Here is a 23,533-nt window from a genome sequence, read left to right as displayed (position 1 = left end):
GACTAGTGGCCGTCGGTCGGGTGCTGGTAGCGCAGCTTCTCCGGCGGCAGCGGGAACTCCTGGTCGTCGCCGAACGGGGAGGCCGCCGCGGCGCGGTCCAGGTAGAGCTCCGCGACCGTGAGCTTGCCGTCGGCGCCCAGCGCGGGGTCCTGCGGCAGGGGGCCCGTGTTCCTCGAGCTCGAGGAGTGCGCCAGGGCCGGCTCGTCCAGCTGGTCACGGCGGAAGATCTTGCGCCCAAGCCAGGTCACCGGGTCGTACCTCCGATCAACAACACGTTCCTTCATCGGAATAATCGCATTATCCGTGATCTTGATGTGCTCGGGGCACACCTCGGTGCAGCACTTGGTGATGTTGCAGTAGCCGATGCCCTGCTCCGCCTGGGCCATCTCCTTGCGGTCGTTGCGCGCGTCGAGCGGGTGCATGTCGAGCTCGGCGGCCCGGATGAAGAACCGGGGGCCGGAGAAGGCCCGCTTGTTCTCCTCGTGGTCGCGGATCACGTGGCACACGTTCTGGCACAGGTAGCACTCGATGCACTTGCGGAACTCCTGCGAGCGCTCGACGTCGACCTGCTGCATCCGGTACTCGCCCGGCGCCAGGTTCTTCGGCGGCGCGAACGCGGGCATCTCGCGGGCCTTCTGGTAGTTGAAGTTCACGTTCGTGACCAGGTCGCGGATCACCGGGAACGTGCGCAGCGGCGTGACCGTCACGGTCTCGTCGTCCTCGAACGTCGACATGCGGGTCATGCAGCCCAGCCGCGGCTTGCCGTTGATCTCCATCGAGCAGGAGCCGCACTTGCCGGCCTTGCAGTTCCAGCGCACCGCGAGATCGGGGGTCTGCGTGGCCTGCAGCCGGTGGATGACGTCGAGCACGACCTCGCCCTCGTTGACCTCCACCTGGAAGTCCTGCAGCGAGCCGCCGGTGTCGTCGCCGCGCCAGACGCGGAAGTGGCGCTTGGTACCCATCACAGCTCCTCGTCGGTCATGTACTTGGCCAGCTCACTGCGCTCGAACAGGCCCTGGAGCTCGGGGCGCATGACCGGCAGCGGCTTGCGCTCCAGCCGGACGTCCTCGCCGTCGAACGAGCAGACCAGGTTGATCCGCCGCCAGTCCGGGTCCATCTTCGGGAAGTCCTCGCGGGTGTGCCCGCCGCGCGACTCGTTGCGCTCCAGCGCCGCCTTCGCGGTGCACTCGGAGACGATCAGCATGTTGCGCAGGTCCAGCGCCAGGTGCCAGCCGGGGTTGTACCGCCGGCCGCCGCCGACGCCGACCTTCTTGACCCGCTCCTTGAGCTCGGCCAGCCGCACGATCGAGTCGCGCAGCTCGCCCTCGCGGCGGATGATGCCCACCAGCGTGCCCATGATCTCCTGCAGGTCGTGGTGCAGGGTGTACGGGTTTTCGCCGCCGTCGCCGCGCTGCAGCGGGGCCAGCGCCGCGTCCACGGCTGCGTCGACCGAGGCCGCCGACGGCTTGCGCCGCTTGGTCTGCTCGGCGTGCGCGGCCGCGTGTTCGCCGGCCCGCTTGCCGAACACCAGCAGGTCGGACAGCGAGTTGCCGCCGAGCCGGTTGGAGCCGTGCATGCCGCCGGACACCTCGCCGGCCGCGAACAGGCCCGGCACGGCCGCCGCCGCGGTGTCGGCGTCGACCTCGATGCCGCCCATCACGTAGTGGCAGGTCGGCCCGACCTCCATCGGCTGCTTGGTGATGTCGACGTCGGCCAGCTCCTTGAACTGGTGGTACATCGAGGGCAGCCGCTTGCGCACCTGCTCGGCCGGCAGCCGGCTGGCGATGTCGAGCAGCACACCGCCGGCCGGCGTCCCGCGGCCCGCCTTGACCTCGGCGTTGATCGCGCGGGCGACCTCGTCGCGGGGCAGCAGCTCGGGCGGGCGCCGGTTGTTGTCCGGGTCGGAGTACCAGCGGTCGGCCTCCTCCTCGGTCTCCGCGTACTGCTTGCGGAAGACGTCGGGGACGTAGTCGAACATGAACCGCTTGCCGTCGGTGTTACGCAGCACCCCGCCGTCGCCACGGACCGACTCGGTCACGAGGATGCCCTTGACCGAGGGCGGCCAGACCATGCCGGTCGGGTGGAACTGCAGGAACTCCATGTTGATCAGCGTCGCGCCGCTGCGCAGCGCCAGCGCGTGCCCGTCGCCCGTGTACTCCCACGAGTTCGAGGTCACCTTGTAGGACTTGCCCACGCCGCCGGTGGCCAGCACGATCGCGGCCGTTTCGAACAGCACGAACTCGCCCGACTCGCGGTAGTAGCCGAACGCGCCGGCCACCGCGCCGTCCTCGATGAACAGGTCGGTGATCGTGCACTCCTGGAACACCCGGATCCGCGCCTCGTAGTCGCCGTGCGCGGCGTAGTCCTCCTGCTGCAGGGAGACGATCTTCTGCTGCAGCGTGCGGATCAGCTCCAGGCCGGTCCGGTCGCCGACGTGCGCCAGTCGCGGGTACTCGTGGCCGCCGAAGTTGCGCTGGCTGATCTTGCCGTCCTTCGTACGGTCGAACAGCGCGCCGTACGTCTCCAGCTCCCAGATGCGGTCCGGGGCCTCCTTGGCGTGCAGCTCGGCCATCCTGAAGTTGTTCAGGAACTTGCCGCCGCGCATCGTGTCGCGGAAGTGCACCTGCCAGTTGTCGTTCGCATTGACGTTGCCCATGGCCGCCGCGGCGCCGCCCTCGGCCATGACCGTGTGCGCCTTGCCGAACAGCGACTTGGAGATGATGGCGGTCTTCTTGCCAGCGAGCCGGGCCTCGATGGCGGCCCGCAGCCCGGCGCCGCCCGCGCCGATCACCACGACGTCGTAGGTGTGTCGCTCGATGTTCGTCATCGGGGGGTCCTAATTCCAGATTCGGAGGTCGTTGATCCAATGTGCGGACACGGCCATGATGTAAGCGTCCGTCAGGATGACGGTGAACAGCGACGTCATGGCGAACGTGCCGTGGCGGGTGTTGAGCTTGGAGATCAGCGTCCACATCCGGTACCGCAGCGGGTGCTTCGAGAAGTGCTTCAGCCGCCCGCCCATGACGTGCCGGCACGCGTGGCAGCTGGCCGTGTACCCGGCCAGGGCGATCACGTTGACCACGATGATCAGCGACCCGAGCCCGATCCCGAACCCGCCGTCATCCCCCTTGAACGCGTGGAACGCGTCCCAGATGTTGATCAACAGGATGAGCGACGCCACGTAGAAGAAGTACCGGTGCGAGTTCATGAAGACCAGCGGGAACCGGGTCTCGCCGCTGTACTTCTTGTGGGGCTCCTGCACCGCGCACGCCTGCGGCGACAGCCACAGCGATCGGTATCCGCTCTTGCGGTAGTAGTAGCACGTCACCCGGAAGCCGGCCACGAACGGGAACGCCGCCAGCCCGAGCGGAAGCCACCGCGGAAACTCCCCGAACGGCGTGCCGAAGTGCGATGATCCGGGCACGCAGGAGTCACTCAGACACGGCGAGTACAGCGGCGTAAGGTATCCGTGCTCCGGGACGAAGTACCACTTCGCCATGAAAATCCGGATCGTCGAATAGACGATGAAGAAGAGCAGAATCGCCGCGATGGACAACGGGGAAGTCCGCCACCCGTCCGTCCGCAATGTCTTGGCGCTGATCGCAGCGCGGGGCCCCGCGCCCGAAACTGACCGAGGCCTGGTCGGCGTGGTCGTCATGGTGAGTACTCCCTGGACGGGCTGGTGAAGAGTTCTCCGATGTACTGATCTTTGGTCGGTGCACACGTTACGCCCGATCCCCGCAGCGACGTGCGTTGGGAGTCTGGCGTGTGTCGGCGCGACGCCGAAAGACCTTCCTGCAAATCCCAGGCCCGCTGTGGAGAACTTCACTCCCAGCCCACGAGACACGGCAATCCCACAGTCCCCACCGTTGGGACAACCGTTTGGGTCCCCTGGCCCGCGGTTGCTTCCTTGCATCGCCACTCAGGAACAGCACCCCGCGCAGGCCCGGATGCGCTGTGTACGAACGCCGTGACCGCGCTCCGCCCGGGTCCGTGAGCATGTGTAGATACGCCAGCCAGCGCCCCGCACCGGTCCGAATGCTGTGTGTACGGACGCCCGTCGCCCAGCCACCCACGGCCCCTGATGGCGTGCGGGGTGCGCGGCCCCCGCCCGCGGGCCGGCCCCTGCCCCCGCCCGGCCTCGCGGTCTCCTCAGCGCCGGCCCCGAGACCGGGACCGCCTCACCCCGACGCGCCCCCGGTGTAGTTCCATGACGCCAACCGCAACGCCGGCGCCACGAACCCCGCCTCAGCCCAGGGCCCCGGCTGCTCCACCGCCCGCGTCCCCACCCCGAGCACCGCCCCCGGCCCGAGCGCCTGCGCGTACGACTGCGTGAACCGGAAGTTGCGCACCGGCGTGGTGATCACCCCGTCCTCGATCAGCCACACTCCGTTGCGGGTCAGGCCGGTCACCACCAGCGTTCGCGGGTCGAGCACCCGCGTGTAGTGGTTGTCCGTCACGAGCAGCCCGCGCTCGACCCCCGCGACGAGCGCCAAGACCGACGAGTCCGCCGCCGGACCGTCCACCTCCACCGGCGCCGGCCCCTCCGCCGGCATCAGCCGCAGGCTGGAGGCGATCGCCCCGAAGCTGGCGCCGCCCGGGATGGCATGCCCGGTCGACTCGGCGCCGCCGCCGGCCCGGGCCGCCGTGCGCCGGTCGTGCACTACCGCCGCCGAGAGGCCGCCGTCGACCAGCACCACCCGCTTGCGCGGCGTGCCCTCGACGTCGAACGGGATCGCCGTCGCGTCCGGCTGGGAGGCGTCCTCCACCAGCGTCACCGCCGGGTCGAACTGCGCCTCGCCCACCTGCAGGAACGACTGGCGGTCGAGCACCATTTTGGCGTTGAACCCGTACATCGCCAGGAACTGCAGCACGTCGGCCACCGCCGCCGGCTCGAGCACCACCTCGTAGCGCCCCGGCGGCAACTCCACCGGGTCGGCCCCGGCCCGCGCCTTCGCGGCGGCCCGCGCACCGAGCACCGCGCCGTCGATGTCGGCCAGCCGCACCGCCGCCAGCCGGGCCAGTCCGTCCGACGTCGAGGTGCGGACGATGCCGTCCATCGCCGCGCTGGTCTTCGCCGCGCTCAGGTGCTGCCCGGCCGAGTTGGCGTAGACCACCCGGGCCATGGACGTGCGGCAGTACCCCGCCGTGTCGAGCCCCTCGGCCTGGTCGACGAACGCCCGCACCCGCGCGGCCCGCTCGTCCGGCGAGGCCGCCGCGGTCTTCTCGTCGAGGTTGCCGGTGGACGCCAGCGGTGCCGGCGGTGCCAGCCCGGGCCACGTCGGGTCGGCCGGCGCCAGCCGCATCGCGTCGACCGTGCGCCGGACCAGGTCGTCGAGCCCGTCGAGCACCGTCGTGGACGTGGTCGCCGTGCGTCCCTCGGCGTGCAGCCGCAGCCGCACCGAGGTCGTCTCGTCGGCCACGTTCTGGTGGATGTACGAGTTGGCGAACCGGGTCAGCGACAGCGCGTGCCGCTCCACCGTCACCTCGGCCTCGATGCCGGCCCCGACCAGCTCGAGCACCCGCTGCGCCAGATCGGTCTCCGTCGCCGCCACGCTCATCCCCGAACCCCCACGCGTACGTTCTGGAACCGGGCCGCCGCGGCCGGGTGCCCGGTGTGGCCGATCTGGCCGGGCTGGCCCTTGCCGCAGTTGGGCGTGCCCCACGACACGATCTCCGAGCTGAGCATGTCCATCGACCCCCAGAACCGTGGGCCGATGCCCGTATACGTCGGGTTGCGCAGCATCCGGCCGAGCTTGCCGTCCTTGATCTCCCAGCCGATCTCACAGCCGAACTGGAAGTTGAGCCGCTTGTCGTCGATGGACCAGGACCGGTTGAGGTCCATCAGCACGCCGTCGTCGGTCGCCGCGATCATTTCCTCCAGCGTGTGTGGCCCCGGCAGCAGCCCGACGTTGGTCATCCGCACCATCGGCAGCCGCGCCCACCCATCGGCCCGCACGCTGCCCGCGTAGTCGAGCCCGGCGACGGCGGCGGAGTCCCGCCCGGCGAGCGTGCCGACCCAGATCCCGTCCCGCACCGCGAACCGCTGACTCGCCGGGGTGCCCTCGTCGTCGTATCCGAACGACCCCAGCGCCCCCGGGATCGTCGGGTCGATCGTGATGTTCATCAGCTCCGACCCGTAGCGGAGCTGGTTGAGCTTGGCGAGGTCGAGCCACGACGTGCCCGCGAAGGCCGCCTCCCAGCCGAGGATCCGGTCCAGCTCGATCGCGTGCCCCACCGACTCGTGGATCTGCAGCGCCATCTGCTCGCTGCCCAGGATCAGCGTCGTCTCGCCCGCCGGGCACTGCGGCGCCGACAGCAGCGCCCGCGCCTCCTCGGCGATCCGCGCCGCGTGCGCGCTCAGGTCGAGCTCGTCGACGAGCTCCCAGCCGCGCGTGCCGTATTGCCCGCGGTAGGACGGATAGGACCGCCGCTGTGTCTCCCCGTCGCCGATCACCGTCGCCGAGATGCCCGCCCCCGCCTCGCGGATGTGCTGGTCGATCCGGTGCCCCTGCGACGACACGAACCATTTCCGCGTGTCCCAGACCTGATAGAGCCCCTCCGCGATGTCGGCGCCCGCCTTGTGCGCCTCCGCGGTCGCCCCCGTCAGCAGGTCGCCCTTCACCGACAGCGCCGCCCCGAGCGGGTCCACCTCGCACGCGCTCGCCCACGAGTCCACCCGCGCCTCGACGTCGACCAGGTCGAGCGCCGGCCCGGGCACCGTCGCCGACGCCCGCGCGATCGAAGTGGCCCGCTCGCCCGCCCGCCGCGCAGCATCGCGGCCCAGGTCCGGTACAGCAAAGAATCCCCAGCTGGACCCGACCAGCGCCCGCACCCCGACGCCCGCGTCCTCGTCCTGGCTGAGCTCCTCGATCTCACCGTTGCGCGCCGTCATCGACTCGGACCGCCGGTGCATCACGCGGGCATCGGCATACCGAGCCCCGGCCGCGAGGGCCGCCTCGACCGCCGCGGTCGCCACGTCGAATTGGGTCATGGTTGGACAGTACCCAGGGGGTACGACAGTTTTGGGCGACACGACCCTACGTTGATGCCCCGGCTACCCGATCAGCTCGTTGATCTGCCCCGCGAGCGCGATGTCCTTCTCCGTCACCCCGCCCGCCGAGTGCGTCGACAACCTGAAGGTCACCGTCCGCCACCGGATGTCGATGTCAGGGTGGTGGTCGGCCTGCTCGGCGACGTGCGCGACCTCCGCCACCAGCCGTATCCCGTCCAGGAACGAGGGCGCGGTCACCGACCGCTCGATGCCGTCCGCGTCGCCGGACCACCCCGCGAGCTTCGCCAGCGCGGCGGTCACCTCTTCGTTGCCGAGCACATCAGCCATGGCTTTGAACGTACCCCCGGGCCCGCCGCCTTCGAGCCACGATTCGCCGTACCGGCTGCCTTCTGGACTCCGCCGCTCACCCGCGCCGCCGGCGGCCGCGGATGATGCTTTGCAGTACCGAGATGAAAACGACGACGACCACCGCGGCCCCGATGGCGGCGATCACGGCGACCGAGCGACCACCTCCGGCGTCCTTGCCCGCCCCGGCCGAGGCCGAGACCTGGGGCGCCGCGCCGGGCGAGGCGGGCGGGACCTCGGCGGTGAGGGCCTTGACGAGGTCGAGGATGCCGTAGCCGTACTCGGGGTCACGACCCGGCGCACCGGCATCCTGCGCGGTGTAGGTGAGCCGACGGATGACGTCCTGCGCGCTCAACTGCGGATACTTGGCCCGAACTAGCGCAGCGGCCCCCGCGACGATCGCGGCAGCGTCGCTTGTTCCGCTGGTCTGGCGGTGATTGCCCTCGATGTCGGTAGACATTATGTCCACGCCGGGTGCGCTCAGGAGTACCTCGGGCCCGGTCACAGAGGCCGAGGACACCCGTCCCTGCTGGTCGACGGCGCCGACGGCCACGACGCCGGGTAGCTTCGCCGGGAAGGCCACGACCCTGGTGCCGGGTCGGTTGCCGACGGCGGCGACCACCACGATGTCGGCGGCCATGGCCTTTTCAATCGCGGCCTTGACCCTCGAGTCCTCGTCTGTGCCGAGCGAGATACAGATAATCTTGGCGTGCTGGCCGACCGCCCATTCGATGCCGGCGGCCAACTCCTTGCCGGATCCCCCGAAGCCTGGCGACGGTGAGACCCGGATGGGCAAGATGTTCGCCTTCGGAGCGATGCCGAGCACTCCGTTGTTTCCGCTGTTTCCGCCGGTGCCACGCCCGGCGATGATGCCGGCCATCGCCGTGCCGTGGCCGTCGGTGTCGGCACGACCGTCGCCGGATCGGCCGAAGAACTCATTGCCCGGCACGACCGCGGCGCCGAGTTCCTTCGCGGAGGGATCGACGCCCGAGTCAGCCACCGCGACGAGCACGCCGTCGCCCTGACTGATTTCGTGCGCCTCGGATACGTGCAGGTATCCGAGGTGCCACTGTTGATCGCGCACCTGGTCGGCGTACGCGCCGATGGGCAACGTGACGGCCGCAAGCACAGCGGCGATGGCTGGAAACGCGAGACGGCGCAGCATCAACGGTCGATCCCGATCACGCCGGGGGTTGCATCGTTCGGCGGCGGTGGGTCGGGAGATTCGAGAATCGGTGTCACACCCTCTTTGACTTGCCATTGATCGTCCGCGTTCCGCTTCCGATCGGCGTTCCTCCGCGCGTACGCCTCGTAGCTGCGATCCCGCCAGCCACCCGCGGGTGTGCGTTCGTCCGTCCGGGTCACATTGTCCGCGGCACCGGTGCCCGGTTTGCTGACCTTGCCACCCCGCTGTCCTGAGGCGCGACTCGCCGGCCCGCCGATTGCGCCCGGCCGTTCGATAGGGCCGGGTCGCTCGATGAGGCCCCCGGATCGCATCACGCGCTGGCCGGAGGGAGCGCGGGTGGTCCAGCCGACCTCCGAAGGAAGGCTCGGGATGGGATCGTTCGAAGGCGATGTGACGGGCGGGGTGATCGGTGGGGCAGGGGGTGCCGTCAGTACCGGAGGGCTGACATGGGCCGGCGCGCCGGTCAGAAACGGACCCGGGTCGACGGCACCGGGCAGCGGTCCGATGCCGGGGGCGGAAGCGACCGGACGGCTGCTCGGCGGAGGTGGATCGAACACAGGCCGCGGCAGATAGCGCCCGTCGCCGCCGTTTCCGCCGCGTCCACCCTTCTGTTCCGGGACCGGTGGTGCCGTGCCGTTGTTGTAGACCGCCATGGTCGGGAAGGTGGCTGGCTCGGTTGTCGCCGCCGCAATCCTCTGATCGGCCGCTTGCATGATCGAGCGCGCCCTGGCGTCGAGTTCGTCCTGGTGCGACTTCAGCACCGCGTCGCTCAGTACCGGGGGGAGACCCATGCCGGGGTTCCAGCCGTCCGGCATGAGGTTCACGAGACTGCTCGCGGGCGTGTTCTTCAGGTAGCTCTTCCAGGCCGCCTTCGGGTCGCCGTACGACGCCTGGAGTGGTTCGAGTTGGTGTCTCGCCTCCATCACAGCGCTGGCAACCGCCTCGTAGGTGCTTTTCACCCGTGCCGCCGCATCCCGAGCGTCGGTCATGGCCGTGATAGCCGCGTCGATCTGGTCTACGAACGCCTGGGCTGCTGCACTGGCCGCTGGATTCCAGTAGGTCACCAGGTCTCTACGCAACTCTCCGAGCTTCTTGATCTGGTCGTCCAGCAGCGAGTGCTTGTGCGACCATGCATGCTCGTGAGTGGTGTTGTTGGCCGTATTCTCGTCGGCCACACTCAGCCACAGCTCAGGAACGGCATATCGCTCGTAGGCCTCGCTCACTTGCCGCCCCTGGCCTGGTGCAGTTCGTGAAGCTCGTTGCGCTTGGCCCGCTGATCCGCGTCCTGCGCGGCGCGTTCGGCCTGGGACACCTCGGTGGACGCGCCGCTGACGACCCCTCGCAGAAACGTCGCGGAATGGTCGTCAACGTCGCGATAGGTCGTGACGATCTCCTGCGCCGTCCTGGCCAATACGGCGGCGTTGTGCGTCAGGGCGTCGAGGAAGGCCATGGCCGCCTCCATCTGCTCCCAGTACTGCACCGCGGCCTGGTGAACCACCGGGCTGGCGGTGTGGACGCCGAACGTCGGGTACATCGCAAGCTGGTTCTTGATGCGCTCGCCTCCGGGCGCGAGGTCCTTGTCGACGTAGCTTTGGAGCTTCGCACTGAAGTCCTTCATGCCGGTGGCGTTGATCTCGATCTTGTGTTGGTCCGCCACGGTGCCTCCCCCGTCCGTGCGTTGACACGCTCAAGGTAGTCGAGCTGTGCAGGAGTAGAAAGGACGATATGGCGATAGGTGGGGTCACGCGGGAGCTGTTGGTGCGCACTGTGGACACCTGGGCGCCCGGGAATCTGCACGCTGCGCACGGAGCGACATTTCTCCATGCCTCGGGCAAGGGGATCGATCACGCGGCGGCCGAAGGGGCGGTGCGGGCGTTCGCCGAGTTCGGGGATCGGCTTCGGGGGCGGCTGACGTTGTTGTTCGTGGCGCCCGGGGTTCAGGCGCTGCAAGCGCGTGTTCAGGAAATTCAGCGGGAATTGCGTACGCCGCCGGAAATGGTCGTTCACGTCGTGCCCGGCGGGAATGTCGCGGCCGTGCTGAAGGCGGCCGGGGCGAAAGGCGGGCCGCTGCTCGCGGTCATTGACGAAACCGTCGAGAAAAGCCTTTCCGCGGCGGTTGTACTCCTCACGGCCCCGGCGGGCACGTGGGGTGCCCAGCGCGCGGAGTTGCAGCGGGCGGGGCTGGAGCTGACGGCCGGCGTGGAGCTGGTGGACGGCGTGGACGAGCTGCTCGTCGGGTTCGGCACGCGGTCGGCGAAGAGTCTGGAGGCGTTCAAGAGCGAGCTCTGGGCCCTCGACGAGTACGCCGGCGTGCGCTACCGCGACCCGCAGGACCCCGAGGGCCACCTCATGGACATCTCGCTCGAGCCGAACCCGGGCGCGTTGCGGCGCGAGATCCTGCAGGCGCTGCGCGGCGGCGGCATGACGGTGACGGAGCTGAAGCGGTTCGCGCTCACCGACACCGTGTACCGCGCCGCCGACGCGCAGAAGGTCGTCACGGCGCTGCTGCACGCGGGCGCCGTGACGCGCTCGCCCGAGGGCGGACGGCTGGGCGGCGACGTGGTGATCAGCCTAACGACCGGCGGATGAAGTCCAGCTCGATGCGCAGCAGCTTCTCGGCCAGGCCGCCCGCGGCCATGTGCGTGGCGCCCGTCAGCGGGATCATCGAGTGCGGCCGGCCCGCGGCGAGCAGCGCGGCCGACAGGCGCAGCGTGTGCGCGGCGACCACATTGTCGTCGACCAGGCCGTGGACCAGCAGCATCGGGCGGGCGTCCTCGGGGCGCACCGGCGGCTCGGCGGCCAGCTCGACGAGGGAGTTGTGCGCGTATACGTCGGGCGCATCGGCGGGCAGCCCCAGGTATCGCTCGGTGTACGCGGTGTCGTAGAGGCTCCAGTCGGTCACGGGCGCGCCGACGACCGCGCAGTGGTAGACGTCCGGGCGCCGCAGCACGCCCAGCCCCGACAGCCAGCCGCCGAACGACCACCCGCGGATCGCGACCCGGCCGAGGTCGAGGTCGGGGTGCTTGCCGGCGAGGGCCTCGAGCGCGTCGACCTGGTCGGACAGGATGACGTCGGAGAAGCGGCGGTGGATGGCCTTGTCGAAGCTCGGCGCGACGCCTGGAGTTCCGCGGTTGTCGATGGAGACGACGGCGAAGCCCTGGTCGGCCCACCATTGTTTCTCCTGCCAGCGGGCCCGTGCGGCGACGACCTCCTGGTGGCCGGGGCCGCCGTAGATCGCCACGAGCACGGGCAGCTTGCGGCCGGCCACGTGGCTGCGCGGATAGAGCACGCCAGCCGGTACGCGCCGGTCCGTCACCCGTTCGAGCGCCGGCCTCGGCGCATAGGGAGGCGCCGCGGCGAGCGACGGGATCTCGCCGATCGATTCGCCATTATGGATGACTTGGTACTGCCATCCGTTGCCCTCCAGCGTCTGGGACCCGATCACGACGGTACGGCCGGCCGCCTGCGCCTGGTGCCACCCCGGCTCGGTCGTCAGCCGCGTCGCCCGGGGGCTGGACTGGGTGACCGGAATGTGGAAGATGTGCTGCTCACTGGGCTCGCCGTCGCTGGCCTCCACCACCAGATCGCCGTCGAGGCGGCCGGCCACCCTCCTGACGTACAAATTGGGGGGTGTGACGAGGCTGCCGTCGGCGAACAGGCAGCGCGCGTCGTAGCCGTCATGGGCGAGTTCGCCGCCGACCAGCACTCTCCCGTCGGGGAGATGGATCGGCGTGCCCGGGACCGGCTCGACCCAGCGCGGATCGGCGAGCTCGGCGTGGACCTGCGTCTCGCCCGTGCGCGGGTCGACGGCGATCACGAGGCCGTGCTGCTGCAGGCGGCGCAGGACCGTCAGCAGCGGACCGCCCTGCTCGGACCAGGACGCGGCCACGAGATACGGGTAAGTCTCGCGGTCCCAGTGCACGTCGACCCAGCCGCCGTCGAGGTCGAGCACGTGCAGCGTGACCTTGGCGTTGGTCGAGCCGGCGTGCGGATAGGCGACCGTGGTCGGCGGCTGCTCCGGCAGCGAGGGGTCGTGCAGGTGCCAGCGGGGCACGCGCGACTCGTCGACTCGGGCCGTGAGGATGTTGCGGCCGTCGGGCGACCACCAGTATCCCCGGAAGCGGTGGAACTCCTCGGCCCCGACGAACTCGGCCAGGCCCCAGGTCACGCCCTCCTCGCCGGCCAGCACGTTGTCGGTGCCGTCGGCCTCGATGACGCGCAGGGCGCCGCCGGTGACATACGCGATCCGGCGTCCCGTCGGGTCGAGCCGCGGGTCGACGACCGGGCCGGCCGTGTCGAGCTCGGCCACGTCGCCGGTGAGCAGGTCGACGCGGAACAGCCGACCGCCCAGCGGGAAGACGGCGAGCACGCCGGCCCCGTCGAGCGCGAACGAGCCGATGCCGCCGGCGGACAGTCGCAGCCGCTCGCGCAGCGCCCGCTCGGCCGGCGGCAGGTCCGGCTGGTCGCGCAGCAGGGTCGCCGGGTCGGCCAGGCAGCGCTCGGTGCGCGCGGCGACGTCGAAGACCCACAGCGCGTCACTCGGGTCCTCGGGGCCCGACGAGCGTAGGAAGATCACCCGCGCGCCGTCCGGGCTCACCGTGACTGCGCGGGGCGCGCCGTAGGAGAAGCGACGGGTTCGTGCGGCCAACTCCGGATAGTCCACCCCGGAATGTTGACTCGTGCCCGCCGGATTGTCATGTGATTGGGCGGGAACGTCACTCGGGGTGCACGCCTGGCTACACAGACCGTGGTGGTTGGAAGAACTGTCGGTGGCACGCCGTAGAGTTGCCCACGTGAGCGCTCGGAGCATTCTGTTCGTCCATGCACACCCCGATGACGAGTCGATGGGGACCGGTGCCACGATGGCCCGCTACGCGGCCGATGGCGCCCATGTCACCCTGGTCACCTGCACGCTCGGTGAGGAGGGCGAGATCCATGTGCCCGCGCTGGCCGGGATCGCCGCCGCCGAGGGCGACCAGCTCGGTGGGTATCGCATCGCCGAGCTCGCCGAGGCCTGCCGCTGCCTCGGCGTCACGGACCACCGCTTTCTCGGCGGCGCCGGGCGGTATCGGGACTCCGGCATGATGGACACCCCGGCCAACAGGCATCCACGCGCGTTCTGGGGCGCCGACCTGGACGTCGCCGCGGGGGAACTGCTCGAGGTGATCCGCGAGACGCGCCCGCAGGTCGCCGTCACCTACGACTCCAACGGCTTCTACGGCCATCCGGACCACATCCAGGCACACCGGGTGCTGACCCGGGCCGTCGAGCTGGCCGAGGCCGAGGGGATCGCACCCCAGAAGGTGTACTGGACGGCGGTGCCGCGCAGCGTGCTGGAGGCTGGCATGCGTGAGTTCCGCGACTCGTCCGACAACCCGTTCGCGGAGATCGAACGGCCGGAGGACCTGCCGTTCGGCACCGCCGACGACGACATCGCGGCCCGGGTGGACGCCCACGAATACGCGGAGGAGAAGACCGCCGCGCTTAAGGCCCACGCCACGCAGATCCCGCCGTCGTCCTGGCTGTTCTCGATCGCGGGCAACTTCGGCGCCGAGTTCATGGGCGTGGAGTATTACCAGCTCGCGCGCGGCGCGAAGGGCCCCGGCGTGGGGCCGTACGGCTGGGAGGAGGACCTGTTCGCGGGTCTGGAGGTCGACGCGCCGAGGCCGCCGGAGCCGCGGAAGGTGCCGGTCGGGGTGCTGGAGGCCACGGCGCTGGGCGGTTCGTCGCTGGAGGCGGGGTCGTCGTGAGCACCAAGCGCAAGGGTCCGCCGCGGCCGGGGGGACGATCTTCCACGAAGCTCGCCCCGGAGCCACCGGTGTCGCCGGACTCGGCCATCTCGCCCGATTTGAGCGAATCGCCCGCAACCGGCGGCCTGTCGGGTTCCGGCGCATCGTCCGAGCGGGGCGCGGCCGGTGCATCGGCCGAGAGCGGCGCTGGTGGTGGATGGACCGAGCCAGGCGCAGGCGGCGGGCCGGCCGCGTGGGGCGCAGGTGGTGGATCGGCCCAGCGAGGCGCACCAGGCGCGCCAGGCGCGGCGGACGGCGGGGCCGGTGGGTGGGTCGCGCCCGGACTTGCGGACGACGGATTGGTTGGGCGAGGCGTGGGCGGCGGATCGGCCGAGTGGATCGCACCCGACGTCGCGACCGGTAAGTCGGATAAGTTCGATATTTCGGATGTGTCGCCAACGGCGGGGTTTGTCTGGCCCGAAGGGGCAGGGCCGAGTGGCGGGCGGCGGAAGTTGTCCCCGCAATGGGCTCGGGGGCTCGATGTCCTCATCACGGTCGCCGGGCTGATCGTCGCCACGCTGCTGGCGGCCGCGCTGGCGATCATCGAGGCGCTGTATTCGCCGCTGCGCATCGGGGGCGTCCGCGCGCCCGTCTCGCTCCTGATGGCGCTGGTGACCAACCCGTTGCTGGGGTGGTTCGCCTTCACTACCACCAGGCAGCGCTTCGCGGGGCTCCTGCCCGCCGCGGCGTGGTGCGTGATCTGGATCCTCGCCGCGGGCCGCACCTCCGAGGGTGACATGATCATCACCAACAACAACTGGGTGGGGCTGCTGACCCTGCTCGTGGGGGCGCCGGTGTTCGCGGTCGGCATCTACGTCTCGTCGATGCGGGAGCGCATCGCCCCGCGCTGGCCGAGTGGTCCCGCTTCGGGCTCCTCTTCGTCGAGTTCATCGAGACCCGCCGGCGGCTAGCGAATCGAGGCCGCCGCTCAGGCACCTGGAGCGACCGTCAACTGGGCCGTCAGCATCCCGGGAGGCCGCGCACCGCGGCTGCCCGAGCGCATGATCGCGGAGACGTGCCCGCGGACTGCCGCTGCCAGCCAATTGGCGGTCGCTCGTAGGTCAGCAAGCGCGTCGCCGACCAGGCCGTCCAGCGGCTAGCAAGACGCGGCCAGCGCGAAGGCGATGAGGTGGGCCGACAGATGGCGAAAACGAGCCGGCTGGCGCGTGGCGGGCGCTCGCCTGGGCCGCTCGTTGCTGGAGGGGCGAGTGGTGGACCGGTTCGGGAATGGCCGCGTGCTTTGCGCCGTGCGCAGGAATGCTTCTCGGAGCCGGCATCCGACCGTGCGGGCGGTGCCATTGCGGCGGTCGAGTAAGGTCGCGCTGTGTTTCGAGGAAACTCCGAGGCGGCGGGTCTTGCGCCACGCAGTGTAGACGAGTAAACACGTTCCCGCGCCGCGCTTTCAGGGTGTCGGCCGAGTCGGTACTAGCTTGACGGAGGCTGGCGATGAAGGAGCGATTGCTGCCGATCGGGCTCGTCGCGGGGGGCCTCTTTCTGGTCAATGTCGTCGCGCGGCTCGTGGTGCGGTTCGGGGCCGGGAGCGACGACGCCAAGCAGATCACCATCGGGCTCTGGGCGCTGTGCGCGGTCGGGGCGGTGATGATTCCCGTCGCGTTCTGGTACGGGCGGAAGTACCAGATGATTCTCGTGATCGGGGAGCTCGGGCTCGCCGTTGTGGTCGCCTGCCTGCTGGCCGTGCTCGTCGGGCCGTTCGTGTCGGGGGTCGGGCCGTTCAGCAACGGGGTCGGGCTGGTTTTCCGGCAGTTCTTCTACTTCGTGGGGCTGTCCGCGATCGGGGCCGTGGTCGGGCTGCTGCTATTGATGACCACCGGGCTCGATTACCGCTCGCAGTCGTGGAAGCGATACATCGAGCGGTCCGGCACGAAGCCGCGCAAGATCGTGCGCCGATAGTTTCGAAATACGGCTAGAGCAGGCGCCGCGACGAATAGACGTGGTGCGCGGTGAAGCCCAGCCGGTCGTACAGCGCCACCGCCGGCGTGTTTCGCTGCTCGACCTGCAGATAGACGTCGCGGGCGCCCAGCGTCGACGCCCACTCGGCCAGGGCGGCGATGAGGAGCCGGGCCAGGCCGCGACGGCGAACGCGTTCGTCCACGCCGATCACCGACAGGCCCAGCCAGCGCGACTCCGGGTCGGCCACGCAGCCGCGGGCGGTGGCCAGCAGGGTGCCGCTCTCGTCGTACCACCCGGCGAACCGCACGTGCGGCACGGACGTCAGCACGTGGCGGGCCGACTCCGGCAGCGAGCCCTTCTGGCCGCCCACGGCGGCCAGCCACCCGGCGGACGGCGAGGTCGCCAGCTCGATCCGGCCGCCCATCGCCGGCCCGGCGGGCACCATGGGTGAGGAGCCGGGCGAAATGCCGGATGAAAGGCTGCCCGGCTCAAATTCTGGCGTAGCGACAAGCGTGACGAGCGGCGCCGTCATCACCTGGGTCGCCGGCATCGCCATCCAGCCGCGACGCTCGAGTTCGTCGTCGATGCGCTGGAACAACGGTACCGGGACGCTCATGGCGGGGACCAGGGCTCGTTCGCGGTACCACCGCTGAACGAACTCGATCGCGTCGGATAATGGGAGATCGGGGTCGCCGATCGTGAGGGCCGAGTTGGCACGCTGGGTCCACCCGTCGGTGGCGCGCAGCAGCCAGTCGCCGAGGTTGGCCTGCTCGCGGGCCGGCCAGCCCAGCGCGGCGGCGGCCTCGAGGGACTCGGTGGGGGTGAAACGGCGGCGCGGAGGCACCGGCTTGGCCCTGGCGATCTCATTGATTGGAACGCGTATCGCGCCCGAGCGGGCACGGATTGTGAGATGCGTCTCGGTCGCTTCGAGCAGGTGGCCCAAGATGTCCGAAAACACGGGTCGTTCGTCGCGCATCCCGACGAATCGGCGCACGACGACGCGCTGTCCCACGTGTTGTGGCCCGAGCACGATCGACCTCCCGTGAACCTGGATACTAGGCTCGTACCGCCGCGGTAGGGATGCGGCGGGGTCTGCCAGCCCCAGGCTGGCAGCCTCAGGCGCGAAAGAGGGCGACCCGTGACATACATCATCGCCGAACCTTGCGTAGACCTGCTCGACAAGGCCTGCATCGAGGAGTGCCCTGTCGACTGCATCTACGAGGGCAACCGCATGCTCTACATCCACCCCGACGAATGCGTGGACTGCGGCGCCTGCGAGCCGGTCTGCCCGGTCGAGGCGATCTTCTACGAGGACGACGTCCCGGAGAAGTGGAAGGACTTCGTCGGCGCCAACTACACGTTCTTCGACGAGCTGGGCTCGCCCGGCGGCGCGTCGAAGGTCGGCAAGATCGAGAAGGACGCGCCGTTCGTCGCCGCCCTGCCGCCGCAGGAGCACGACCACTGACCGGCACCGTTTCCGCAGCAGGAGCCCGGCGCGCGCTCGCGGCCGGGCTGCCGGATTTTCCGTGGGACCGACTCGAGCCGGCGAAGGCCGCGGCCGCCCGCCACCCGGACGGCCTGGTCGACCTGTCGATCGGCACGCCGGTCGACCCGGTGCCCGCGATCATCCGCGCGGCGCTGGCCGAGGCGTCCGACGCGCCCGGGTATCCGCTGACCGCCGGCACCCCGCGCCTGCGCGAGGCGATCCGCGACTGGGTGAGCCGCTGGTGCGGCACCGGGTCCGGGTCGTTCGGCGTGCTGCCCACGATCGGCTCGAAGGAGCTGGTGGCCTGGCTGCCCACGCTGCTGGGCCTCGGGCCGGGCGACACCGTGGTGATCCCGCAGGTGTGCTACCCGACGTATGAGGTCGGCGTCCAGCTGGCCGGCGCCACGGTCGTGCGTGCCGACTCGCTGACCTCGCTCGGGCCGGCGCGCGTCGGCATGGTCTGGGTCAACTCGCCGTCCAACCCGACGGGCCGGGTGCTGCCCGAGGCGCACCTGCGCAAGGTCGTCGAGTGGGCCCGCGAGCGCGGCGCGATCGTGGTCAGCGACGAGTGCTACCTCCCGCTGCCCTGGGAGGCGTCCCCGGTGTCGATCCTGTCCGTCTGTGACGGCGTGTTCGACAACGTGCTCGCCGTGCACTCGCTCTCCAAGCGTTCGAATCTCGCCGGGTATCGCGCGGGCTTCCTCGCCGGTGACCCCGCCCTGGTGGACGAGATCCTCGCGGTGCGCAAGCACGCCGGCATGATCGTGCCCGCCCCGGTCCAGGCCGCCATGATCGCGGCGCTGGGCGACGAGGCCCATGTGGACGAGCAGCGCGAGCGCTACGCCCGGCGACGCGCGATCCTGCGCGAGACCTTCGAGCGCGCGGGGTTCTCGGTCGAACATTCGGAGGCCGGCCTGTACCTCTGGCTGACCCGCGACGAGGACTGCTGGTCCACGGTCGGCTGGCTGGCCGAGCGCGGCATCCTGGCCGCGCCGGGCGCCTTCTACGGCCCGGCGGGGGAGCGGCACGTCCGGGTGGCGCTGACCGCCACGGACGAGCGGGTCGCCGCGGCGGCGTCGCGCCTCTGAACGACCGCCGCCGACCCCAACGGCCGCCGCGGCGTGCGAGTGCGACGCCGCGGCGGGTGGGGCTCAGTTCGCGTGCAGGTCGGCGTTGAGCTCGATGCCGCGGCCCTGGCGCTCGCGAACCTCCAGGCGGCCGCTCACCGAGTTGCGGATGAAGAGCAGGTTGCTCAGGCCGGACAGCTCGCGTGCCTTGACCACGCGGCCGTCGGGGAGAGTGAGCTTCGAGCCGGCGGTGATGTAGCAGCCCGCCTCGACCACGCAGTCGTCGCCGAGGGAGATGCCGATGCCCGCGTTCGCGCCGAGCAGGCAGCGCCCGCCCAGGCGGATGGTCTCCTTGCCGCCGCCCGAGAGGGTGCCCATGATCGAGGCGCCGCCGCCCACGTCGGTGCCGTCGCCGACCACCACGCCGGCCGAGATGCGGCCCTCCACCATCGAGGTGCCCAGCGTGCCGGCGTTGAAGTTGACGAAGCCCTCGTGCATCACCGTGGTGCCGGGGGCCAGGTGAGCGCCCAGGCGCACCCGGTCGGCGTCGGCGATGCGCACGCCCGACGGCGTCACGTAGTCGACCATCCGCGGGAACTTGTCGACGCCGAACACGTTCAGCCGGCGCCCGGCGCGGCGCTCAAGGGCGCGCAACTCGTCGACCTGGTCGGGCAGGCACGGGCCGGCCGAGGTCCAGGCGACGTTGGCCAGCAGGCCGAACTGCCCGTCGAGGTTGGCCTGGTGCGGCTGGACCAGGCGGTGCGAGAGCAGGTGCAGGCGGAGGTATACGTCGGCCGTGCTCACCGGCGCGTCGCCGAGCGACTGGACCTCGACGCGGACCACCTCGGTGCGCAGTCCCAGCCGGGCGCCCGAAGAATCCGGCAAATCGGAAATATCCGAAAAATCGGTAAGCGGGGCGGTGCGGGCGCTGGAGGAGGCCGGGCCCGCGGCGGTCACGGCGTCGGAATCGGCGGCCGTGGCGGTGCCGAGGCCCAGGTTGCCGGCCGGGAACCAGGCGTCCAACACCTGGCCCGAGGAGGTCACGGTGGCCAGGCCCAGCCCCCACGCGGGGGAGTCGATGTAGGCGGTCGTCACGTGACCGAACGCTACCCCATCTAGTGTCAGAGCCATGCTCACCCGTGATGTCCTCGCCGATCCCGTCGCACTGACCCGTGCCCTCGTCGACATCGAGTCGGTCTCCGGCAACGAGGCCGAGATCGCCGACCGCGTCGAGGAGGCGCTCGCCGCCACCGACCTGAAGGTCGAGCGGTTCGGGCACACCATCGTGGCGCGGACCGAGCTCGACCGGCCGCAGCGTGTGGTGCTCGCCGGGCACCTCGACACGGTCCCGCTGCACGACAACTTTCCGTCGCGGACCGAGGACGGCCTGCTGTGGGGCTGCGGCGCCGCCGACATGAAGGCCGGCACGGCGATCGCGCTGCACCTGGCGGTCACCGAGGCGGCGCCGCGCCACGACGTGACGTACGTGTTCTACGAGTGCGAGGAGGTCGAGTCGGCTCGCAACGGGCTGAAGATCCTCGCCGATCGCCAACCGCACCTGCTGACCGACGCCTCGTTCGCGGTGCTGCTCGAGCCCACCCACGGCCTGATCGAGGGCGGATGCCAGGGCACGCAGCGTGTGCTGGTGCGCACCACCGGCAAGCGCGCGCATTCGGCCCGGTCGTGGCTCGGCGAGAACGCCATCCACAAGGCCGCGCCGATTCTCGAGCGCCTGCAACGGTACCGCGAACGCATCGTCACCATCGACGGCTGCGAGTTCCACGAGGGGCTGAACGCGGTGCGGATCGCCGGGGGCGTGGCCGGCAACGTGATCCCGGACGAGTGCGTGGTGGAGGTCAACTTCCGCTTCGCGCCCGACCGGGACGAGGCGGCGGCCGCCGATCACGTGCGCGAAGTGTTCGACGGCTTCGAGGTCGAGTTCGTCGACTCGGCGCCCGGCGCGCCGCCGGGGCTCGACGCGCCCGCCGCCCGCGAGTTACTCGCCGCGACCGGCCGCCCCCCGCGCGCGAAGCTGGGCTGGACCGACGTGGCGCGCTTCGCGGTGCTGGGCATCCCCGGCCTGAACTACGGCCCCGGCGACCCGAACCTCGCGCACAAGCAGGACGAACACGTCGAGATCGACAAGATCGTCGAGGGTGCCGAGGTCATGCGCCGCTGGCTGCGCGGCGACACCTGACCGAGCGCCAGCGACGCACAACGACACGGAGCGCCGCGACAGAAGCCAGGACTGCCGAGGACTACGCGGCCTCAGTCGACGACTCCCTGACTGCCGGATCCATGAGTACCGGATCCAATTGACGCATCATCCGGCGGACCGCGACCACCTCGCGGATCCGCCGGTTCATCTGCCGCTTCTGGCGGTCCTGCTTCGTTCGTGTCATGCCGGTCACACCCCCACGCCCTGCCAACCGGTATATCGGGTAGGACGCCGCGGCGGGGCGGAACGTTGCTCCCCGCACCCGTTTTCCTACCGAGTTTTCCTGCCGAGACCGGTCGGTCATCGAGGCGCGGGTGGCCCCGTGGCGAAGGTCTTGCCGTCCGGATAGGGCCACGCATTGGCGACGCAGCCCTCCAGCCCGAAGGTCTGGCGCGCCATCACCGGGGCGGGGGCGCCCTTGCGCGGGCAGACCGCGTGCCCGTGGCCGAGGAAGTGCCCGACCTCGTGGTTGACGACCATGTTGCGGTACTCCGCCACGCTCGGGTACCAAGCGACCGCGAGCAGCCAGCGCTTCAGGTTGACGATGACGTCCCGGCCGCCGCGGCAGGAGACCTCGCCCTTCGTCCGCACGCCGCGCTTGGCGCACATGGTGTCGGTGGTCGACGGCGTGGCCAGGTGCACGGTCAACTCGCTCGCGCTGCCGGCCGGGACGCGCTGGAACGAGAACCGGCCACCGGCGATCCAGCTGCGCGAATCGCCGAGGGTGCGCTGCACGGCGTCGGCGAACACCTCCGGGTCCACGTTCGAGCCCTGCTCGGTCGCGACGACGTAGTGCACCAGGTGCCCCGCGGTGCCGACCCGCTCGCCGCCGCTCGCCGCGTAGTCGAACTTCCCGTTGCCCTTGGCGGGCACGCTCGGCACGGTCGACCGTGCCGGCGAGGGGGCAAGCGAGGAGGCCGGCTCGACCACGGACGATGAGGGCCCGGGCACGTCCGAGGACAGGGCGGCGGAGGGCGGCGCCGCCACGAAGGATTCGGTGGGCGGGGACGGCCTCAGGCCGTACCAGATAAGGAGAGAACCCACCAGAAGCACGCATGACGGCGCGAACAACAGCCACCGTCGACGCGCCATGGCGGTATTGGACCATGCCGACGGCGGGTCTGGTGGGCCCCGTCGCGCGTGATCCACGTACCGTGACAGACATGAGCGAGCCCAAACGCAGCCGGCCGCGGGAGCGGCACCGCGGAATGGTGACGTTGCGACGCGACGCGATCCCGCCGAGCACCGCCGACCAGCGGCTGCTCGACTCGCACCTGCGGCACGAGTGGAAGACCAAGGACGCGTGGCGGGCGCTGCGCATCCTCAGCGAGTTCGTCGAGGGCTTCGACACGCTCGCCGACCTGCCGCCCGCGGTGAGCGTGTTCGGCTCGGCGCGCAGCAAGCCGGACAGCCCGGAGTGGCGCATGGGCGAGGATCTCGGCGGCGCGCTGGCGCGGGCCGGATACGCGGTCATCACCGGCGGCGGCCCGGGCGTGATGGAGGCCGCGAACAAGGGCGTGGCCGAGGCCGGTGGGCTCTCGATCGGGCTCGGCATCGAGCTGCCCTTCGAGCAGGGCCTCAACGAGTGGGTCGACATCGGCATCGACTTCCGGTACTTCTTCGCCCGCAAGACGATGTTCGTCAAGTACGCCCAGGCGTTCGTCGTGCTGCCCGGCGGCTTCGGCACGCTCGACGAGCTCTTCGAGGCCGTGACGCTGGTGCAGACGCGGAAGGTCACGAGGTTTCCGGTCGTGCTCATGGGCACGGAGTACTGGAGCGGCCTCATGGACTGGATCCGCGCCACCATGCTGCCCGACGGCAAGATCGGCCCGGAGGATCTGGAGCTGCTGTTCGTCACCGACGACGTCGACGCGGCCGTGCAGCACATCAAGGAGGCCGCCGAGCAGCTGGGAGAGGACAACAAGCTGGGCGGGGGGAGCTGAGGTGGCGGCGATCGGCGTCTTCTGCGCCTCCTCGCAGCGGCTCGAGCAGCGGTGGCTGGACCTCGCGTACGACCTCGGCGTGGAGATCGGCCGCCGGGGCCACGGCCTGGTCTCCGGCGGCGGCTGCGTCGGCATGATGGGCGCCGTGGCCGACGGCGCCCGGGCCGGCGGGGCGCGCACCTACGGCGTGATACCGCAGAACCTCGTGGATCGGGAGGTCGCGGACACCAAGTCGGACGAGCTGGTCGTGACCGACGGCATGGCCTCGCGCAAGACCCTGCTGATCGAGAAGTCCGACGCGTTCATCACGCTCCCCGGCGGCCTGGGCACGCTCGACGAGCTGTTCGAGGTGTGGACGACGGCCATGCTCGACCTGCACCGCAAGCCGATCGTGCTGCTCGACGCGGACGGCTTCTACGCCGGCCTGCTCGACTGGCTGGGCGGCCTGGCCCGGCACGAGTTCGTCCGCCCGTCGGCGATGTCGATGCTGATGGTGTCGCGCGACATCGACGAGTCGCTGGACCTGATCGAGGCGTCGCTGCTGGGCGCGGCCCAACGGTGACATTGCGTCAC

The 23,533-nt window shown here is 70.6% G+C and carries 22 protein-coding genes; 9 read left to right on the top strand and 13 right to left on the bottom strand.

Features of this window, described 5'->3' with window-relative positions; genetic code table 11:
• Positions 1 to 2: 2 nt before the first annotated feature.
• The 9 genes from ACGFI8_RS04655 to ACGFI8_RS04615 all read right to left on the bottom strand — a co-directional run bounded on the left by ACGFI8_RS04655 (position 3) and on the right by ACGFI8_RS04615 (position 10,203).
• Positions 3 to 962 (bottom strand): succinate dehydrogenase/fumarate reductase iron-sulfur subunit, encoded by a 960-nt coding sequence (locus ACGFI8_RS04655; RefSeq protein WP_392799989.1) that lies wholly within the window; start codon positions 960 to 962, stop codon positions 3 to 5.
• Entirely contained in the window at positions 962 to 2,827 is a 1,866-nt protein-coding gene (locus ACGFI8_RS04650; protein WP_392799986.1) for a fumarate reductase/succinate dehydrogenase flavoprotein subunit, read from the bottom strand. The genes ACGFI8_RS04655 and ACGFI8_RS04650 overlap by 1 nt, the downstream gene beginning before the upstream one ends.
• A gap of 9 nt (positions 2,828 to 2,836) precedes the next feature.
• Positions 2,837 to 3,658: a hypothetical protein gene (locus ACGFI8_RS04645; protein ID WP_392799984.1), complete on the bottom strand. Its 822-nt coding sequence runs from the start codon at positions 3,656 to 3,658 to the stop codon at positions 2,837 to 2,839.
• 523 nt (positions 3,659 to 4,181) lie between these two features.
• Positions 4,182 to 5,561 (bottom strand): TldD/PmbA family protein, encoded by a 1,380-nt coding sequence (locus ACGFI8_RS04640; RefSeq protein ID WP_392799981.1) that lies wholly within the window; start codon positions 5,559 to 5,561, stop codon positions 4,182 to 4,184.
• On the bottom strand, positions 5,558 to 6,994 hold the full coding sequence (locus ACGFI8_RS04635; protein ID WP_392799979.1) for a TldD/PmbA family protein: 1,437 nt from the start codon (positions 6,992 to 6,994) through the stop codon (positions 5,558 to 5,560). The genes ACGFI8_RS04640 and ACGFI8_RS04635 overlap by 4 nt, the downstream gene beginning before the upstream one ends.
• A 63-nt stretch (positions 6,995 to 7,057) precedes the next feature.
• Positions 7,058 to 7,342 (bottom strand): 4a-hydroxytetrahydrobiopterin dehydratase, encoded by a 285-nt coding sequence (locus ACGFI8_RS04630; protein WP_366227218.1) that lies wholly within the window; start codon positions 7,340 to 7,342, stop codon positions 7,058 to 7,060.
• 76 nt (positions 7,343 to 7,418) lie between these two features.
• Positions 7,419 to 8,525 (bottom strand): type VII secretion-associated serine protease mycosin, encoded by a 1,107-nt coding sequence (gene mycP, locus ACGFI8_RS04625; RefSeq protein ID WP_392799976.1) that lies wholly within the window; start codon positions 8,523 to 8,525, stop codon positions 7,419 to 7,421.
• The gene (locus tag ACGFI8_RS04620; RefSeq protein WP_392799974.1) at positions 8,525 to 9,769 is read right to left on the bottom strand and encodes a hypothetical protein; all 1,245 of its coding nucleotides are present in this window, start codon (positions 9,767 to 9,769) and stop codon (positions 8,525 to 8,527) included. The genes mycP and ACGFI8_RS04620 overlap by 1 nt, the downstream gene beginning before the upstream one ends.
• Positions 9,766 to 10,203 (bottom strand): hypothetical protein, encoded by a 438-nt coding sequence (locus ACGFI8_RS04615; protein ID WP_392799972.1) that lies wholly within the window; start codon positions 10,201 to 10,203, stop codon positions 9,766 to 9,768. The genes ACGFI8_RS04620 and ACGFI8_RS04615 overlap by 4 nt, the downstream gene beginning before the upstream one ends.
• Positions 10,204 to 10,304: 101 nt before the next feature.
• Between ACGFI8_RS04615 and ACGFI8_RS04610 the strand changes: the two genes are divergently transcribed.
• Positions 10,305 to 11,135, top strand: a complete 831-nt coding sequence (locus ACGFI8_RS04610; RefSeq protein WP_392799970.1) for a hypothetical protein — start codon at positions 10,305 to 10,307, stop codon at positions 11,133 to 11,135.
• On the opposite strand, the gene ACGFI8_RS04605 is transcribed toward ACGFI8_RS04610, so the two are convergent.
• Entirely contained in the window at positions 11,113 to 13,209 is a 2,097-nt protein-coding gene (locus tag ACGFI8_RS04605; protein ID WP_392799968.1) for a prolyl oligopeptidase family serine peptidase, read from the bottom strand. The genes ACGFI8_RS04610 and ACGFI8_RS04605 overlap by 23 nt on opposite strands.
• A gap of 130 nt (positions 13,210 to 13,339) precedes the next feature.
• Here ACGFI8_RS04605 and mshB point away from each other — a divergent pair, with 130 nt between their 5' ends.
• The 3 genes from mshB (at position 13,340) to ACGFI8_RS04590 (ending at position 16,246) form a co-directional block, all read left to right on the top strand.
• On the top strand, positions 13,340 to 14,296 hold the full coding sequence (gene mshB, locus ACGFI8_RS04600; protein WP_392799965.1) for an N-acetyl-1-D-myo-inositol-2-amino-2-deoxy-alpha-D-glucopyranoside deacetylase: 957 nt from the start codon (positions 13,340 to 13,342) through the stop codon (positions 14,294 to 14,296).
• Positions 14,297 to 14,649: 353 nt separating this feature from the next.
• Positions 14,650 to 15,246, top strand: a complete 597-nt coding sequence (locus ACGFI8_RS04595; protein WP_392799963.1) for a hypothetical protein — start codon at positions 14,650 to 14,652, stop codon at positions 15,244 to 15,246.
• A 535-nt stretch (positions 15,247 to 15,781) separates the two neighbouring features.
• Positions 15,782 to 16,246, top strand: coding sequence for a hypothetical protein (locus ACGFI8_RS04590; protein ID WP_392799961.1), 465 nt, complete (start codon positions 15,782 to 15,784; stop codon positions 16,244 to 16,246).
• Between the two features lie 13 nt (positions 16,247 to 16,259).
• Here ACGFI8_RS04590 and ACGFI8_RS04585 read toward each other — a convergent pair whose 3' ends face one another.
• Complete coding sequence (locus ACGFI8_RS04585) at positions 16,260 to 17,276, bottom strand: GNAT family N-acetyltransferase (RefSeq protein WP_392799958.1); 1,017 nt, start codon at positions 17,274 to 17,276, stop codon at positions 16,260 to 16,262.
• A gap of 108 nt (positions 17,277 to 17,384) precedes the next feature.
• Here ACGFI8_RS04585 and fdxA point away from each other — a divergent pair, with 108 nt between their 5' ends.
• A complete protein-coding gene (gene fdxA / locus ACGFI8_RS04580) occupies positions 17,385 to 17,711 on the top strand; it encodes a ferredoxin (protein ID WP_259861542.1) in 327 nt (108 codons plus the stop codon).
• Positions 17,708 to 18,820: a succinyldiaminopimelate transaminase gene (gene dapC, locus ACGFI8_RS04575; RefSeq protein WP_392801173.1), complete on the top strand. Its 1,113-nt coding sequence runs from the start codon at positions 17,708 to 17,710 to the stop codon at positions 18,818 to 18,820. Before fdxA ends, dapC begins: the two co-directional genes overlap by 4 nt.
• Before the next feature lie 63 nt (positions 18,821 to 18,883).
• Here dapC and dapD read toward each other — a convergent pair whose 3' ends face one another.
• Entirely contained in the window at positions 18,884 to 19,894 is a 1,011-nt protein-coding gene (gene dapD / locus ACGFI8_RS04570) for a 2,3,4,5-tetrahydropyridine-2,6-dicarboxylate N-succinyltransferase (RefSeq protein WP_392799955.1), read from the bottom strand.
• 34 nt (positions 19,895 to 19,928) lie between these two features.
• Here dapD and dapE point away from each other — a divergent pair, with 34 nt between their 5' ends.
• Entirely contained in the window at positions 19,929 to 20,996 is a 1,068-nt protein-coding gene (gene dapE / locus ACGFI8_RS04565; protein ID WP_392799952.1) for a succinyl-diaminopimelate desuccinylase, read from the top strand.
• 321 nt (positions 20,997 to 21,317) lie between these two features.
• Here the strand turns inward: dapE and ACGFI8_RS04560 are convergent, their stop codons facing one another.
• On the bottom strand, positions 21,318 to 22,061 hold the full coding sequence (locus tag ACGFI8_RS04560) for a DUF3152 domain-containing protein (RefSeq protein WP_392799949.1): 744 nt from the start codon (positions 22,059 to 22,061) through the stop codon (positions 21,318 to 21,320).
• A 119-nt stretch (positions 22,062 to 22,180) separates the two neighbouring features.
• On the opposite strand from ACGFI8_RS04560, the gene ACGFI8_RS04555 reads away from it, so the two are divergent.
• Both ACGFI8_RS04555 and ACGFI8_RS04550 read left to right on the top strand, forming a co-directional pair.
• Entirely contained in the window at positions 22,181 to 22,960 is a 780-nt protein-coding gene (locus tag ACGFI8_RS04555; RefSeq protein ID WP_392799946.1) for a TIGR00730 family Rossman fold protein, read from the top strand.
• Between the two features lies 1 nt (position 22,961).
• Positions 22,962 to 23,522 (top strand): TIGR00730 family Rossman fold protein, encoded by a 561-nt coding sequence (locus ACGFI8_RS04550; RefSeq protein WP_392799943.1) that lies wholly within the window; start codon positions 22,962 to 22,964, stop codon positions 23,520 to 23,522.
• The last annotated feature ends 11 nt before the right edge of the window (positions 23,523 to 23,533 follow it).

Source organism: Dactylosporangium sp. NPDC048998, from assembly GCF_043197855.1.
In the GTDB taxonomy this organism is placed as follows: domain Bacteria; phylum Actinomycetota; class Actinomycetes; order Mycobacteriales; family Micromonosporaceae; genus Dactylosporangium.
Note: the sequence above shows the minus strand (reverse complement) of the source record. Positions and strands in the feature narration are given on the sequence as shown.

Bases quoted from the DNA above. Each gene is read 5' to 3' on its own strand.
- ACGFI8_RS04655 (WP_392799989.1), bottom strand. From the start codon at position 962: ATGGGTACCAAGCGCCACTTCCGCGTCTGGCGCGGCGACGACACCGGC.
- ACGFI8_RS04650 (WP_392799986.1), bottom strand. From the start codon at position 2,827: ATGACGAACATCGAGCGACACACCTACGACGTCGTGGTGATCGGCGCG.
- ACGFI8_RS04645 (WP_392799984.1), bottom strand. From the start codon at position 3,658: ATGACGACCACGCCGACCAGGCCTCGGTCAGTTTCGGGCGCGGGGCCC.
- ACGFI8_RS04640 (WP_392799981.1), bottom strand. From the start codon at position 5,561: ATGAGCGTGGCGGCGACGGAGACCGATCTGGCGCAGCGGGTGCTCGAG.
- ACGFI8_RS04635 (WP_392799979.1), bottom strand. From the start codon at position 6,994: ATGACCCAATTCGACGTGGCGACCGCGGCGGTCGAGGCGGCCCTCGCG.
- ACGFI8_RS04630 (WP_366227218.1), bottom strand. From the start codon at position 7,342: ATGGCTGATGTGCTCGGCAACGAAGAGGTGACCGCCGCGCTGGCGAAG.
- mycP (WP_392799976.1), bottom strand. From the start codon at position 8,525: ATGCTGCGCCGTCTCGCGTTTCCAGCCATCGCCGCTGTGCTTGCGGCC.
- ACGFI8_RS04590 (WP_392799961.1), top strand. From the start codon at position 15,782: ATGAAGGAGCGATTGCTGCCGATCGGGCTCGTCGCGGGGGGCCTCTTT.
- dapE (WP_392799952.1), top strand. From the start codon at position 19,929: ATGCTCACCCGTGATGTCCTCGCCGATCCCGTCGCACTGACCCGTGCC.
- ACGFI8_RS04555 (WP_392799946.1), top strand. From the start codon at position 22,181: ATGAGCGAGCCCAAACGCAGCCGGCCGCGGGAGCGGCACCGCGGAATG.